Genomic DNA, 14,018 nt, shown 5'->3' on the forward strand with positions numbered 1-14,018 from the left:
CGCTACGGCATGGCGACAGCCTAACCCACTCCGACCGCACGGCAACAGTCACGCGCCTGATCAAGCCCCCTTATCATGGGGCTGTAAGGGCGCTTTACGCCCAGTGACGTACGCAAGGCAGTATCTTGATGTCTATGGAATGGCGCCCCTCGGGCTGGGGCCAGCGTGTGACCCGCTCGCCGGACTGGCGGCTGCGGCTGGATGGCGAGCATGTCGAGCTTCTGATTGAAGGCCGGCAGTACCGCCAACACGTCGATGATGACCAGCGTGTGCGGGTTCTTCCGGGCCTGTTCTGGGCCAGGGTTGCGCTGCAGAGCGAGGACGGCGAAACGCTGTCCGTGGACGGCCTGCCCAACGGCCAGGCTTCCCGCCTCGCGGGTGCTGTCCAGCAGGTGCTCTTCGCGCGCACCACACGCGGGCGCAAGGCGCTCTTCGAGGACATTCTGGAGCAGATCCAATCGTGGCTGGCCGAGGCCGACGCCCTCACTGACCGGGGCACCGCCGGCCGCCGCTGGATCACCCACGAACAGCAGCATATCCTGCTGGCCGAGCGCCCCACCCTGCCCTTGTCGCCGGCCGAGCTGGAACGGCTGTTCCTCGATGAGGATGTGCACGACGACCTGCACTCCCATAGCCATCGTGCCGCATTGGATGCCCTGCACGACTGGCAGCTGGATTGGCCCGCCGTATGGGGGGACGCCAATGCGACCATGGCGACGCGGGAGCTGGTGCTGGCCAAGGACTTCCTGGACCGGGTCGAGAGCAAGCCGCTGACCGAGGAACAGGCCCGCGCCGTCATCTGCTTCGACAACCGGGTCCAGGTCGTGGCCGCGGCCGGCTCAGGCAAGACCTCCACGATGGTCGCCAAGGCCGCTTATGCCATTGACCGCGGCTTTGTCGAACCCGAACGCATCGTGATGCTCGCCTTCAACAAGGATGCCACCAGAGAGCTTGAAGAGCGCGCACAGCGTTCCTTCAACCGATTAGGCATGGGCGACATCACGATTGAGGTACGGACCTTCCATGCACTCGGCCTGGCCATCATCGCCAAAGCCACGGGGCGCAAGCCCGATATCCCGGAATGGGCCATTGACGCCACGCTGGGCTTCAACAAGCTGGCCGAACTGGTGGACGACCTGAAGGATCGCTCGACCCATTTCCGCACCCAATGGGACATGTTCCGCCTAGTGTTCGGGCGCGACCTGCCACCATTCGGCGCGGAAATGGAGGCCGACGGCTACGACCGCGATGGCATGCCCTACATCCGCACCCTGCAGGGTGAGCGGGTGAAGAGCCTGGAAGAGTGCGTGATCGCCGACTGGCTCTTCTACAACGGCGTGACGTACGACTACGAGCGGCGCTACGAATTCGATACGGCGACCGACACCCATCGCCAGTATCGTCCGGACTTCTATTACCCGGACGCCGGGCTGTATCACGAGCACTTTGCGCTGGATGCCAATGGCCAGCCGCCGGCGCACTTCGCCCACTACGCTGAAGGTATGCACTGGAAGCGCCAGCAGCATGCAGCGCGCGGCACCGCGCTGGTCGAGACGACGTCGTTCGGCCTGCGCAGTGGACATGCCCTGCAGGATCTTGCGGAGCGACTTGGCGCGTCTGATGTCGAACTCGACCCGAACCCTGACCGCGAGTTGCCCGATCAGGGCGCCAAGCCGATGCCGGATGCAGACCTGATCGGCTTGATGCGCACCTTCATTGCCCACGCCAAGAGCAACTGTCTGACGCTGGACGATATGGCCGCGCGCCTGCGACAGATGCCCGAAGACCAGTTCAAGGAACGGCATCGGCGCTTCCTGGAAATCGCCAGCCCTGTTTTCCAGGCCTGGGACAACGCACTGGCTGACGAGCACGGCATCGATTTTGAAGACATGCTCAACATGGCGGCCGGGCTGCTGGAACAGGGCAGCTACGAATCGCCCTACGAGCTGGTGATGGCCGATGAGTTCCAAGATGTCTCGCGCGCCCGCGCACGCCTCTGCCGTGCGCTGGTCAGCCAACCGGGCCGCTACCTGTTTGCGGTGGGCGATGACTGGCAGTCGATCAATCGCTTCGCCGGCGCCGACGTTTCAGTGATGACCGGATTCCGCGAATGGATGGGCCAGGGCCAGGGCCAGGTGCTGAAGCTGGAGCAGACATTCCGCTGCCCGCAGGCGCTCTGCGATGCGTCCAGCCGCTTCATCGGCCGGAATCCAGTGCAGATCACCAAAGAAGTTCGCTCTGCTGCGCCGGCGATGGGCCCGGTGTTGCACGCGTTCCAGATGACCCGGCGCGAGGAGCTTCAGGATGGTGTTCGCCAGTACCTCGCCAAGCTGCATCAGCAGTTGTTGTCCGGGGCGGTGCCACAAGGGCGCAACGGGCGCGTGACGGTCTTTATCCTGGGGCGCTACCGCGCAGATCGCAGCGCGATGCCTTCGGATTGGAAGACAGCCTTCGGCAGCACGATGGACGTAGAGTTCCTCACGGTCCATCGATCGAAGGGACGCGAGGCGGACTACGTGATTCTGCCGGGCATGATCAACCGCAGCTTCCCGAGCCTGCGCGCCGATGACCCGGTCCTTTCGCTGGCAATGCCGGATGGGGATACCTATCCGCTGAGCGAAGAGCGGCGGTTGTTCTATGTCGCGCTGACGCGTGCGCGACGCTCGGTGGCCATGTTCACCCTACAGGGGAAGCACTCGCCGTTCCTGGATGAGCTGGTGAAGGACGGGGCAGTGGAAGTAACCGCGATTTCAGGCGCGGCCATCAATGAAGAGCGCTGCCCGGTGTGCAAGGTGGGCGTGTTTGTGGACCGCAATGGGCCGCATGGGGCGTTCCGGTCGTGCTCCAGTTACCCGTTGTGCCACAGCAAGCCGAGAGGTGGGCGTCGGGGATGACTGCATCCCGCCCCCTTTCAGCACGCACCCGCCCGCCTGCATCAGAGGGCACTTCTACGCCATGGCGTCTCCGGAAAAGAAAAAGCCCCGGTTGGACCGAGGCTTTCGTCTGGATGGTGGCAAGACTGCGGGCATCGTAAAGGCCCTGCAAATCCCCACGATGTTTTCTTACGGGATAATGCAACCGTTCGCACGCATGCATTGCGTATAGTTTCGGATGCAGATGCTCACGTCTGTGCCTGACGCCTCACACGCCCTGTACTGGACCTCGCAGACGGTACAAGGGCCGGGGGCTTTCGCCGTGGCGCTACTGATTCCAAAGGTCAACGCACAGGCCGCAATAGCAACAGAAAGCTTGAATCCAATCTTCATGCCATAACTCCGTTGATCGCCCTCCTTGGGCATGCGCAGCCTAGCGCGGGTGACTTGTACATTCAAATTGACCGGCACAAGTCTCTGCGCCTGTGTATCAGAACCGCTTACGGTTCTTGATTTTCCTCTGCCCTATCGGAGTCCCGATCAAAGGAAGGCATCCGTTTGTCCGTTCACTTGCCCTTGTGGGCGGATGGGTGGATGAATGGCAGCCAGGGCCGTAGAGACGAAAAAGCCCCTGTTTCCAGGGGCTCTTTGAAACAACTGGCGGAGAGAGTGGGATTCGAACCCACGGAAGGTTTGACCCTTCGCCGGTTTTCAAGACCGGTGCCTTAAACCGCTCGGCCATCTCTCCAATCGGGTCCCGGTCGCCCGGGCAGCGGCGTATTCTCGCACGTGAAGGGCATTTGCCCAAGACCACCCTTGCCCCCGCCCTTCGCATCCGGCACGGTGGGGCCTTCACTGCAATCGGAGCCCCCATGGCCCACCTCGACCTGGCCAACCTGCGCACTACCCTGCTGGACGACACCCAGCTGGCCGCTGTGGCCCTGCACCGCACCTTCGCCGGGCACCTGCCGGTCAGCAGCGGGCACGTGGTGGTCTGCGATCCGCTGGTGCAGGCCGAGGCGCCGGCGCTGGCCGACTACACCGCCCCGCTGGGGCGGCATCCGGTCGAGATCATCGTGCACAGCGGCCGCCCGGCGTTGGCCGTGGTCTGGTTCAAGCCACGCGAAGCTCTCACCGCGACCGCCCTGCACTGGCAGATGGCGCGCTGGACCACGCAGGACCTGACCGGACTGGATGAGGACAGCTTCATCGGCTACCCGGTCGACGCCGGCATCGGCTGCTTCATGGATACCGACACCCAGCAGGCACTGCTGGCCCTGATCGAACGGGCCGATGGCGACGAAGGCGGCGAGTGGTCGGATGCGCTGATCGACCATGATGGCCTGGACGAAGGCACCGAATACCGCCCCTGGGGCGAGGACTCACCGCACGGCCTGGTCGTATTCACCAGCGGCTGGGGCGACGGCGTTTACCCCAGCTACTGGGCGCTGGATACGTCCGGCATTCCAGTCGCTCTGGTCACCGATTTCCTGTGCATCCAGGGCGGAGACGGGCGCGACGAGCGCGAGATCGCCGACCAGGCCTATCGCGACAGCCTTCCATACGAAGAGGCTGAAGCGCTGGCACGGCTTGTAGCGGCGGTGGAACGCGATGATGCGAACGCACTGCGCGACCTGCTGAAGGATGCGCCACAGCGCGCCAACCAGATCGAGCCTGGTTGCGGCGGCACCGCCGTGTTCGAGGCGATCCGTCTGGACCGCCCAGAGGCATTGCGGGTACTCCTGCAGGGCGGCGCGTTGCCGGCAATGCCCGAGCGGCTGCACATGAGCAAGGTGACCAGCTACCTGGACTACGCGCGCTTCCTGAAGAAGCCACGCAGCGCGGAGCTGATGGCAGTACTGGAAGCACCGGTCATGGCCGAGCCCACACCGGCCGCACCGCCGCAGCGCGGCTTCTGGGTCCGGCTGTTCGGCCGGAACTGACCGGGGCCGGAAAGCAGCAACGCCGGGCATGGCCCGGCGCTACCGTTTCACAGATTGGCGGTGCAGTTGCGGGCAGGTGCCTCAGCCCGCATCCACTGCCAACGCGCCCAGCGCACTGGCCTTGATCCGCTCCTTGGCCTTTTCACAGGCGCCACCGCAATCCAGGCGCGAGGCCTCCAGCTGCGGCGGCAGGTGCTCGGCCAGGAAGTCGATGAACACGCGCACTGCCGGCAGCAGGCCGCGACGCGAGGCGAACACGGCATGGCACACGCCCTGCGGCAGCGACCAGTCCGGCAGCACCACTTCCAGTTCGCCGTTACGCACCGCATCGGCGCACACAGTCTCCGGCAGCATGGTGATGCCGAAGCCGTCCTTCACCATGCTCTGCAGTAGCGGGAAATCGAAGCCGGCCACGCGTGGCTGCAGGTCGACCCGGCGCACTTCGCCTTCCGGCCCATGCAGTTCCCAGCGCTGGCGCGCTTCGTCTTCGCTGATGCTGAGGGTGACGTGCTGGGTCAGCTCTTCCGGGTCCTTCGGGCGGCCAGCGCGGTCCAGGTACTTCGGGCTGGCCACCAGCAGTTCCTGCACCTGTCCGAAGCTGCGCATCACCAGGCTGCCGTCGTCGTCCAGGCGCGAACGCACGCGCAGGGCCACGTCATAGCCTTCATTGATGATGTCCACACGGCGGTTGCTGATGTTCAGCTGCAGGCGCACCTTCGGGTACTGCTCAAGGAACTTGGGCAGCAGCTTGGGCAGCTGCATCTGCGCCAGCGACACCGGCACGCTGGCGCGCACCACGCCGCGCGGTTCCGCACTGAGGCGGTCGACCACTTCGCGGGCGGCCTGCGCCTCGGCCAGCATCGTCTGCGCGTGGCGGTGCACGCTGGTGCCAACGTCGGTCACGGCGAAACGACGCGTGGAGCGCTGCAGCAGGCGTACGCCCAGGTCGGTTTCCAGCTGGCTGATGCGGCGGCTCAGGCGCGACTTGGGGATGCCCAGCGCACGCTCGGCGGCGGCAAATCCGCCGTGGTCGACCACCATCGCGAAGTAGTACAGATCATTCAGGTCATGCATGCCCGAGTTCCATATCTAGAACAATACGTGGCATTCAACCATCTTTATCCCGCCTTTGCAACAACCTATCGTTCTCTCCGTCGGCGGGGCCACCCCGCCCCTCCCTCCCAGAACATAGGTGACTGCCATGAAGCTTCTGCATCTCGACGCCAGCGTGCTTGGCGAGAACTCCGTCTCCCGCCACCTGACCGCTGCCGTGGTGGCCCGCTTCAAGCAGCAGATCGAAGGGCTGCAGATCGATTATCGCGATCTTGACGCCAATCCGGTACCGCATCTTCGCAGCAGCTCGCTGGCCAAGGCGGACGCGGCCGAAGCCGCCGACGCTGAACAGGTGCTCGAGCAGTTCCTTGCCGCGGACATCGTGGTGATCGGCGCCCCGATGTACAACTTCAGCATCCCGTCCACGCTGAAGGCCTGGATCGACCGCGTGGCCGTGGCCGGACGCACCTTCAAGTACACCGAGAACGGCCCGATCGGCCTGGCCGGCGGCAAGCGCGTGATCGTGGTCAGCAGCCGCGGCGGCATCTACACCGATTCGCCGGCCGACTTCCAGGAACCGTTCCTGCGCCAGACGTTCGCCTTCTGGGGCATCAACGACATCGAGTTCGTACGTGCCGAAGGCATCGCCTACTCGCCGCAGCACCGTGAAGACGCCATCGCTGGCGCGTTGGCGGCCCTGCCGTCGCACGAAGCGGCTGAAGCCGCCGCTGCATAAGCGTTCCAGCGTTCGGCACCCCTCTCTCCTCGTCTGGGCGCTGAACGCGGGCCGGGATCCCCTCCCCCATCCCGGCCCACCCTGGCGGCCCCGCTTTGCGGGGCCGCTTTTCTGTGTCTGGCCCGAGGGCTCGCCATCCACGCACGGCGTGGATCTACTGCACGTGTGCGTGGATTCGGTGCCATGCGCGGCGCTCACCAGAACGTTAGGCTGGGGCCATGAACTACATCGTGACCACTGCACACCGCAGCGAATTTCCGCACCCGATCACCCTGCGCCGTGGCCAGGCGCTGGTGGTGGGCCAACGCTATGAAGGCCCGGAGGGCTGGGACGACTGGTTCCTGTGCGAAGCCGAAGGGCAGCAGCCCGGTTTCGTGCCGGCGCCCGTGATCGGTCGCACTGCGCAGGGTGACGCGTTTGCCACCGAGGATTACTGCGCACGGGAGCTGGATGTGGATCCCGGGCAGGTGCTGCGTGGGCAGCGCACGCTCAATGGTTGGGCGTGGTGCGTGCCGGAGACCGGCGAACCGGGATGGGTGCCGCTGGAGAAGCTGCGGGCCATGCGGTAATCGCGGGGTTCATCCACGCATGGCGTGGATCTACTGAGGCATCGGTGAATTCATGCCGGGCGCGTGCAACATCCTCCAGTAGATCCACGCCATGCGTGGATTCGGTGCCATGCAAGCATGGCACCCACCAGAGCCACAGCGGTGCCATGCATGCATGGCACCCACCCGATCAGAGAATCAGGCGATGGTTTCCAGCCCACCCATGTACGGGCGCAGCGCTTCCGGCACGGTGATGCTGCCGTCGGCGTTCTGGTAGTTCTCCATCACTGCGATCATCGCGCGGCCAACCGCCACGCCCGAGCCGTTCAGCGTGTGCGCCAGTTCCGGCTTGCCGGTGGCCGGGTTGCGCCAGCGCGCCTGCATGCGGCGGGCCTGGAAGTCACCACAGTTCGAGCACGAGGAGATCTCGCGATAGGTTTCCTGCGACGGCAGCCAGACTTCCAGGTCGTAGGTCTTGATGGCCGAGAAGCCCATGTCGCCGGTGCACAGCAGCACCTTGCGGTACGGCAGGCCCAGCTTTTCCAGCACCACTTCGGCGCAGCGGGTCATGCGCTGGTGTTCGGCGTCGCTGTCTTCCGGGCGGCAGATCGAGACCAGCTCGACCTTCTCGAACTGGTGCTGGCGGATCATGCCGCGTACGTCGCGGCCACCACTGCCAGCCTCGGCACGGAAGCACATCGAGTGGGCGGTCATGCGCAGCGGCAGGCGCTCGGCCTCGACGATCTCGTCGCGCACGATGTTGGTCAGCGGCACTTCCGAGGTCGGGATCAGGTAACGCGTGGAGTCGCCCACGGCGGTCTTGAACAGGTCGTCCTCGAACTTCGGCAGCTGGCTGGTGCCACGCAGTGAATCAGCGTTGACCAGCAGCGGCACGTTGGTTTCCTCGTAGCCGTGCTCGCCGGTGTGCAGGTCGACCATGAACTGGGCCAGCGCACGGTGCAGGCGCGCGATCGGGCCGCGCAGTACGGTGAAGCGCGAGCCGGACAGCTTGGCCGCGGTCTCGCCGTCCAGCCAGCCGTTGCGGGCGCCCAGTTCGACGTGGTCGAGCACCTTGAAATCGAACTGGCGCGGGGTACCCCAACGTGCCTGCTCGACGTTGTCGTTCTCGTCGGCACCGGCCGGCACGTCATCGGCCGGCAGGTTCGGAATGCCCATCGAGATCGCTTCGATCTTCTCACGCAGCTCGTCCAACGCCACTTCCGAGGCCTTCAGCTCGTCGGCGAAGGCGGCAACCTCGGCCATGATGGCCGAAACGTCCTCGCCCTTGGCCTTGGCCTGGCCGATGGCCTTGGAACGGCTGTTGCGCAGGCTCTGCAGCTCCTGGGTCCGCACCTGGATGCGCTTGCGATCGGCCTCCAGGGACTCCAGGGCAGACACGTCGAGCTCGAAGCCGCGGCTGGTGCGCAGGCGTTCGGCGAGGTCGGCGGGCTGGTGGCGGAGCAGGGCTGGATCAAGCATGGCAGGTGTCGTGGTGGGTATCAGGGATGGGATTATCGCTTGTTATACGGATTTCTGCCGCCCGGTTCATTCCCGCCGTGGCAGAATCGGGCTATTCCGTACTGGTCCGGTCCATGTCTGCACCCCGCTCGTCGTCCGCCAAGTCGTTTACTGTGCATATCCCGCGCAACGCCCTGAAGATCGCCGGCATCGCCTTCGGCGTGGGCGTGCTGCTGTTCGTGCTGGTCTGGCTGACCGGCCGTGACAAGGAGTTCTTCCGCGCCGACCCGGCCGCGCAGACCCCGCAGGAAACCGCCCAGATCGAGCCCCTGCCGGAACCGTTGGCCGCTGCGGCCGGCTCCAGCGACATGCCCGATGCCAAGCCGGCCCCGGTCGAGGAAGAAGCGCCGAAGCTGGTCGAAACCGCCCCGCCACCGCCCGCCCCGATCGCCGAGCCGGCCCCGGCCACCCCGGGCGCTGCCCCGGCCACGACCGGCAACAGCCAACCGATGCCGATTGCCGGTCAGTCGCCGCCGCCGTCGTACCCCGCCGCCGCCCTGCGCGCCGGCGAAACCGGTACCGTGGTGGTACGCGTGGATGTAGACGCCACCGGCTATCCGAACAACGCCACGGTGATCCAGCGCAGTGGTTCACGCGACCTCGACCGTGCCGCCACCGACGCCGTACGCCGTTGGCGTTTCACCCCCGCGCAGAGCAACGGCCAGCCCGTCCCCGGGAGCATTGAAGTGCCGTTCGACTTCAAGACCCAGTAACTGAACACTTCCCGGCAGGCAAACTGAACCCTGCCGGTGGCGTTGACGCAACGCTGACACTTCTCCTCCGTGGCTCGCGCAACACTTCCCACGTCGTCCATTGACGGAAGGAGTTAGCGATGACTGCCACCACCCACGAAGACCTTCATTCGCCGCAGCTGCAGGAGGATTCCAGCCTGCAGCACAAACCCACGTCGCCCTGGATGTGGATCGCGCTGATCGTGGCGATGTTTGCTGCCGCCCTGCTCTGGCTGCGTCATTCCAACCAGGAAGATGTGGCGCCAGCGCCGGTCGGTGAGCGCATGCTTCCAGCCCCCGAGCAGGCCGCGGTGACGGATGCAGCGGCCCCTGCCGCGCGCCAGGCAGCCCCGGCTACTGCTTCGCGGAAGGCCGCGCCGGTAGCGCGCAATCGTGAGGCCCGCCCGCTGGCCAGCAACCGCATGCCCACCTACCCCGCCGCTGCGCTGCGTAGTGGCGTGCAGGGCAGCGTGATCGCCAGCCTGAGTGTAGATACCCACGGCAATGTCGCTAATGCTGCGATCGTTTCGCGCAGCGGCGAGCGCAGTCGTGATCTGGATCGCGCGGTGCTGAACACCGTGCAGAACTGGAAGTTCCAGCCGGCGATGCACGAGGGCCGTGCCGTCGCCAGCGTGGTGCGGGTCCCGGTGGATTTCCGTACCGAGCAGCGTTGATCGCGGACGAGGGGTTCGTGATGTTTAGACGGAGGCTTCGGCCTCCGTCCTTTTATGCGGAAAAGCGTGCCAACCGAGGTTGGCACCTACCGGATGAGGTGAGCGCGCCAACCGAGGTTGGCTTCTACCGTGCAATGCGATCCGCCGGGCGTGGCCCGGAGGTTGCTGTGACGATCAGGCCAGGTTGAACCCGGCGCTGCGCGCCAGGCCATCGAAATCCGGGAAGGACGTGGCGACATTGGCGATATCGTTGATGCGCACTTCGCCGTCACTGATCTGGCCGGCGATGGCGAACGCCATGGCGATGCGATGGTCACCGTGGCTTTCGATGGTGCCGCTGCCCAGGCGAACGCCACCATGCAGGGTGGCGCCGTCTTCGGTTTCGTCCACCTGCATGCCCAGCGCGCGCAGGCCGGTGGCCATCGCAGCAAGGCGGTCGGATTCCTTCACCCGCAGCTCGGCCGCACCGCTCACCACGGTCTGGCCTTCTGCGGCGGCGGCGGCCACGAACAGCGCCGGGAACTCGTCGATCATGTCCGGCACCAACGCTTCCGGAATGCGCGCGCCCTTCAGCGGGGCGTAGCGCACCACCAGGTCCGCCACCGGCTCACCGCCCTGCTCGGCCGGATTCTCTTCGGTGATGTCCGCCCCCATCAGGCGCAGCGCGTGCAGCAGGCCAGTGCGGCGCGGGTTCAGGCCGACCTGCTTCAGGCGCAGCTCGGAACCCGGAATGATGCTGGCGGCCACCAGGTAGAACGCCGCAGACGAGAAGTCGGCCGGCACCACGATGTCCGTGGCGCGCAGGCGCTGGCCGCCACGCAGGCGGGCCTTGCCCGGTGAAAATTCGATGTCCACGCCGAACGCCGACAGCATGCGCTCGGTGTAGTCACGGGTCGGATGCGGTTCCAGCACGCTGGTTTCGCCCTGCGCGTACAGGCCGGCCAGCAGCACTGCGGACTTGATCTGTGCGCTGGCCACCGGCGAGGCGAAGTCGATGCCGTGCAGCGACTGGCCGCCATGCACATGCAACGGCGGCGTGCCGTCATCCTGGGTGTCGATCTTCGCGCCCATCTGCGACAGCGGGCCAGTGACGCGGCGCATCGGGCGGCCCGACAACGATTCATCGCCGATCAGCGTGCAGTCGAATGCCTGGCCTGCCAGCAGGCCGGCCAGCAGGCGCATGCCGGTACCGGCGTTGCCGCAGTCCAGCGGTGCGCTGGGTGCCTGCAGGCCGTCGATGCCGACGCCGTGCACGATGCGCTGCGACGGGCTGGGGGTTTCGATGCGCACGCCGAGCTGGCTGAAGATGCGCGCCGTGGCGCGGGTGTCTTCGCCTTCCAGGAAGCCCTCGATATGCGAGGTGCCATCGGCCAGCGCGGCGAACATCACCGAGCGGTGCGAGACCGACTTGTCGCCGGGAATGGTCAGGCTGCCCTGCAGCGGCTGGCCCTTGCGGGCAATCCAGTGTTGCGCGTTGCTCATCGTTCGATCATTCCGTAAACACCGGCAGCGCCGGCGATGCATCAGGGAGCGGCGGCTGTTGCCGCCGCAGCAGCACTCAGGGCACGGCCACCGGGTAGGAGCCGAGCACCTTGATCTGCGCCGAGTGCGCTTCCAGTTCGGCCAGGGCAGCCTGCATCGGCGCGTCGTCGATGTGGCCCGCCAGGTCGATGAAGAAGCCGTACTCCCACTTGCCGTGGTGCGACGGCCGCGACTCGATGCGGTTCATGCTGATGCCGTGGCGGGCGAACGGGCTGAGCACGTCGAACAGCGCACCGGGCTTGTCATGGATGAACACCAGCACCGAGGTGCGGTCGTGGCCGGAGGTCGGGAAGATGTTGCGACCCACCACCAGGAAGCGGGTGGTGTTGTCGGCATCGTTCTGGATCGGCTTGGTGACCACCTTCTTCAGGCCGTACACGTGGCCGGCGCTCTCGCCACCAATGGCCGCCGCATCATCGGCGTTGCGCGCGCGACGCGCGCCTTCGGCGTTGCTGGATACCGGAATCTTCTCGGCCTTCGGCAGGTTGGCGCGCAGCCACGCCGAGGTCTGCATGAACGACTGCGGGTGTGCGTAGATGCGCTCGATGTCCTCGAGGCGGCCGCTGCGCGACATCAGGTACTGCTGCACGCGCAGTTCCACTTCGCCACAGATCTTCAGGTTGGAGGTCAGGAACATGTCCAGAGTGATCTGGATGGTGCCCTGCCCCGAATTCTCCACCGGCACCACGCCGAAATCGGCGTTGCCCGCTTCCACTTCCTGAAACACCTCCTCGATGCTGGCCATCGGCAGGCCCAGCGCGGAGCGGCCGAAGTGCTTGAGCACCGCCTGCTGGCTGAAGGTGCCTTCCGGGCCGAGGTAGCCGATCTTCAGCGGCTCCTGCTGGGCCAGGCAGGCCGACATGATCTCGCGGTAGACGTGCACCAGCAGTTCATCGCTGAGCGGGCCTTCGTTACGGTCCACCACCATGCGCAGCACCTGCGCTTCGCGCTCGGGGCGGTAGTAGTCGACGGCGGCGGCGAGCTTGCCCTTGGCCTTGCCGACCTGGTGGGCGAAGCGCGCGCGCTCAGCGATCAGGTTCTGGATGTCACGGTCGATCTGGTCGATCTTCGAGCGCACATCGGCCAGCGCCAGCGGCGCCAGGGTAGGCGCCGGATTCGACGCGGCCTTGGACGTGCTCTTGCCCTTGGCCTTGGTGGAGGCGCTGTCCTTGGCCGGTTCGGCCTTCTTCGGCGCCTTCTTGCTGGATTTGCTGCTTGCCATCGGAGTTCCTTGTTGCGGGGCACACACCCGACGGTGCGCGCCGTTCATTGCTCAACCGTGACGCTGCTGGAAATCAGCCATGAAGGCGACCAGCGCCTCGGCCCCGGCCAGCGGCATGGCGTTGTACAGCGAGGCACGGATGCCCCCGACCACCTTGTGTCCCTTCAGCGCCAGCAGGCCGGCGGCCTTGGCTTCGGCGACGAAGCGGGCATCGAGCTCGGCATCGGGCAGGAAGAACGGGATGTTCATCCGCGAACGGGCCGCATGTGCGACCTCATTGCGGTAAAAGCCGCCGGAGCCGTCGATGGCGCCGTACACCAGCGCGGCCTTGGCGGCGTTGCGCTTGGCGAACTCGGTCACGCCGCCTTCGGCCAGCATCCACTTGAACACCAGGCCCGCCAGGTACCAGTTCCAGGTCGGCGGGGTGTTGAGCATCGAATCGCGGGCGACGTGCGAGCGGTAATCGAAGATGTCCGCGCGCGGCTGGCCACTGCGCTCGAGCAGGTCGCGGCGGATGATCATCACCGCGATGCCGACCGGGCCGAGGTTCTTCTGCGCGCCGGCATAGATCACGCCGTAGCGGCGCACGTCCAGCGGCTCGCTGGCGATGGACGAACTGAAGTCCGCGATCAGCGGAACGTTGCCGGTGTCGGGCACATCACGGAACTCGACGCCGTGGATGGTCTCGTTGGCGGTGATGTGCACGTAGGCGGCATCGGGCGACAGCTGCCAGTCGGCACGCGCCGGCAGTTCGCGGTAGCCGTTGGCCTCGCTGCTGGCGGCGATGTTGACGTCGACGTAGACACCGGCCTGCTTGACCGCGGTCTTGCCCCAGTGGCCACTGACCACGTAGTCGGCACGTTGGCCGGGGGCGGCGAAGTTGAGCGGGATCAGCGCCTGCTGGGTGGTCGCACCACCGGACAGGAACAGCACCGCATAGTCGTCGGGGATGTCGAGCAGGCGTCGCAGATCGGCTTCCGCCTCGGCAGCCACGGACATGAATTCCGCGCCGCGATGGCTCATTTCCACGATGGAGGCACCGGAACCGTGCCAGTCCAGCATTTCCGCCTGCGCCTGGCGCAGGACCGATTCCGGCAAGGTTGCAGGGCCGGCACTGAAGTTGAACGCGCGCGTCATGTCACACCTGTGGGGCAAGACCCCTAGTATGCCGCAGTGCA

The 14,018-nt window shown here is 66.0% G+C and carries 11 protein-coding genes and 1 tRNA gene; 6 read left to right on the forward strand and 6 right to left on the reverse strand.

Annotation, left to right across the window (positions count from 1 at the left end; translation table 11 throughout):
- Positions 1-134 precede the first annotated feature (134 nt).
- Complete coding sequence (locus tag ACTJJM_RS08445; RefSeq protein WP_241874283.1) at positions 135-2,894, forward strand: UvrD-helicase domain-containing protein; 2,760 nt, start codon at positions 135-137, stop codon at positions 2,892-2,894.
- Positions 2,895-3,531: 637 nt separating this feature from the next.
- Here the strand turns inward: ACTJJM_RS08445 and ACTJJM_RS08450 are convergent.
- A tRNA-Ser gene (locus tag ACTJJM_RS08450) sits at positions 3,532-3,621 on the reverse strand.
- A gap of 124 nt (positions 3,622-3,745) precedes the next feature.
- Between ACTJJM_RS08450 and ACTJJM_RS08455 the strand changes: the two genes are divergently transcribed.
- A complete protein-coding gene (locus tag ACTJJM_RS08455; RefSeq protein WP_171954493.1) occupies positions 3,746-4,816 on the forward strand; it encodes a DUF4241 domain-containing protein in 1,071 nt (356 codons plus the stop codon).
- Positions 4,817-4,897: 81 nt separating this feature from the next.
- On the opposite strand, the gene ACTJJM_RS08460 is transcribed toward ACTJJM_RS08455, so the two are convergent.
- A complete protein-coding gene (locus ACTJJM_RS08460; protein WP_005410175.1) occupies positions 4,898-5,890 on the reverse strand; it encodes a LysR family transcriptional regulator in 993 nt (330 codons plus the stop codon).
- A gap of 127 nt (positions 5,891-6,017) precedes the next feature.
- On the opposite strand from ACTJJM_RS08460, the gene ACTJJM_RS08465 reads away from it, so the two are divergent.
- Both ACTJJM_RS08465 and ACTJJM_RS08470 read left to right on the forward strand, forming a co-directional pair.
- Positions 6,018-6,605 (forward strand): FMN-dependent NADH-azoreductase, encoded by a 588-nt coding sequence (locus ACTJJM_RS08465; RefSeq protein WP_010480565.1) that lies wholly within the window; start codon positions 6,018-6,020, stop codon positions 6,603-6,605.
- Between the two features lie 218 nt (positions 6,606-6,823).
- Positions 6,824-7,174 carry a ligand-binding protein SH3 gene (locus tag ACTJJM_RS08470; protein ID WP_171954494.1) on the forward strand — a complete coding sequence of 117 codons (351 nt, stop codon included), beginning with the start codon at positions 6,824-6,826 and terminating at the stop codon, positions 7,172-7,174.
- 177 nt (positions 7,175-7,351) lie between these two features.
- Here ACTJJM_RS08470 and serS read toward each other — a convergent pair whose 3' ends face one another.
- Positions 7,352-8,632 (reverse strand): serine--tRNA ligase, encoded by a 1,281-nt coding sequence (gene serS / locus ACTJJM_RS08475; RefSeq protein ID WP_010480564.1) that lies wholly within the window; start codon positions 8,630-8,632, stop codon positions 7,352-7,354.
- 113 nt (positions 8,633-8,745) lie between these two features.
- Between serS and ACTJJM_RS08480 the strand changes: the two genes are divergently transcribed.
- Both ACTJJM_RS08480 and ACTJJM_RS08485 read left to right on the forward strand, forming a co-directional pair.
- Positions 8,746-9,384, forward strand: a complete 639-nt coding sequence (locus ACTJJM_RS08480; RefSeq protein WP_224328289.1) for an energy transducer TonB — start codon at positions 8,746-8,748, stop codon at positions 9,382-9,384.
- Positions 9,385-9,503: 119 nt separating this feature from the next.
- Positions 9,504-10,076: an energy transducer TonB gene (locus ACTJJM_RS08485; protein ID WP_049482538.1), complete on the forward strand. Its 573-nt coding sequence runs from the start codon at positions 9,504-9,506 to the stop codon at positions 10,074-10,076.
- A 174-nt stretch (positions 10,077-10,250) separates the two neighbouring features.
- On the opposite strand, the gene aroA is transcribed toward ACTJJM_RS08485, so the two are convergent.
- The 3 genes from aroA to serC form a co-directional block, all read right to left on the reverse strand.
- The gene (gene aroA, locus ACTJJM_RS08490) at positions 10,251-11,558 is read right to left on the reverse strand and encodes a 3-phosphoshikimate 1-carboxyvinyltransferase (RefSeq protein WP_053443256.1); all 1,308 of its coding nucleotides are present in this window, start codon (positions 11,556-11,558) and stop codon (positions 10,251-10,253) included.
- A 76-nt stretch (positions 11,559-11,634) separates the two neighbouring features.
- Positions 11,635-12,840: a prephenate dehydratase gene (pheA, locus tag ACTJJM_RS08495; protein ID WP_019337283.1), complete on the reverse strand. Its 1,206-nt coding sequence runs from the start codon at positions 12,838-12,840 to the stop codon at positions 11,635-11,637.
- Positions 12,841-12,891: 51 nt separating this feature from the next.
- Entirely contained in the window at positions 12,892-13,977 is a 1,086-nt protein-coding gene (gene serC, locus ACTJJM_RS08500) for a 3-phosphoserine/phosphohydroxythreonine transaminase (RefSeq protein WP_241874278.1), read from the reverse strand.
- Between the last annotated feature and the right edge of the window lie 41 nt (positions 13,978-14,018).

The sequence above is a fragment of the Stenotrophomonas sp. 22692 genome, from assembly GCF_052045015.1.
In the GTDB taxonomy this organism is placed as follows: Bacteria; Pseudomonadota; Gammaproteobacteria; order Xanthomonadales; family Xanthomonadaceae; genus Stenotrophomonas; species Stenotrophomonas geniculata.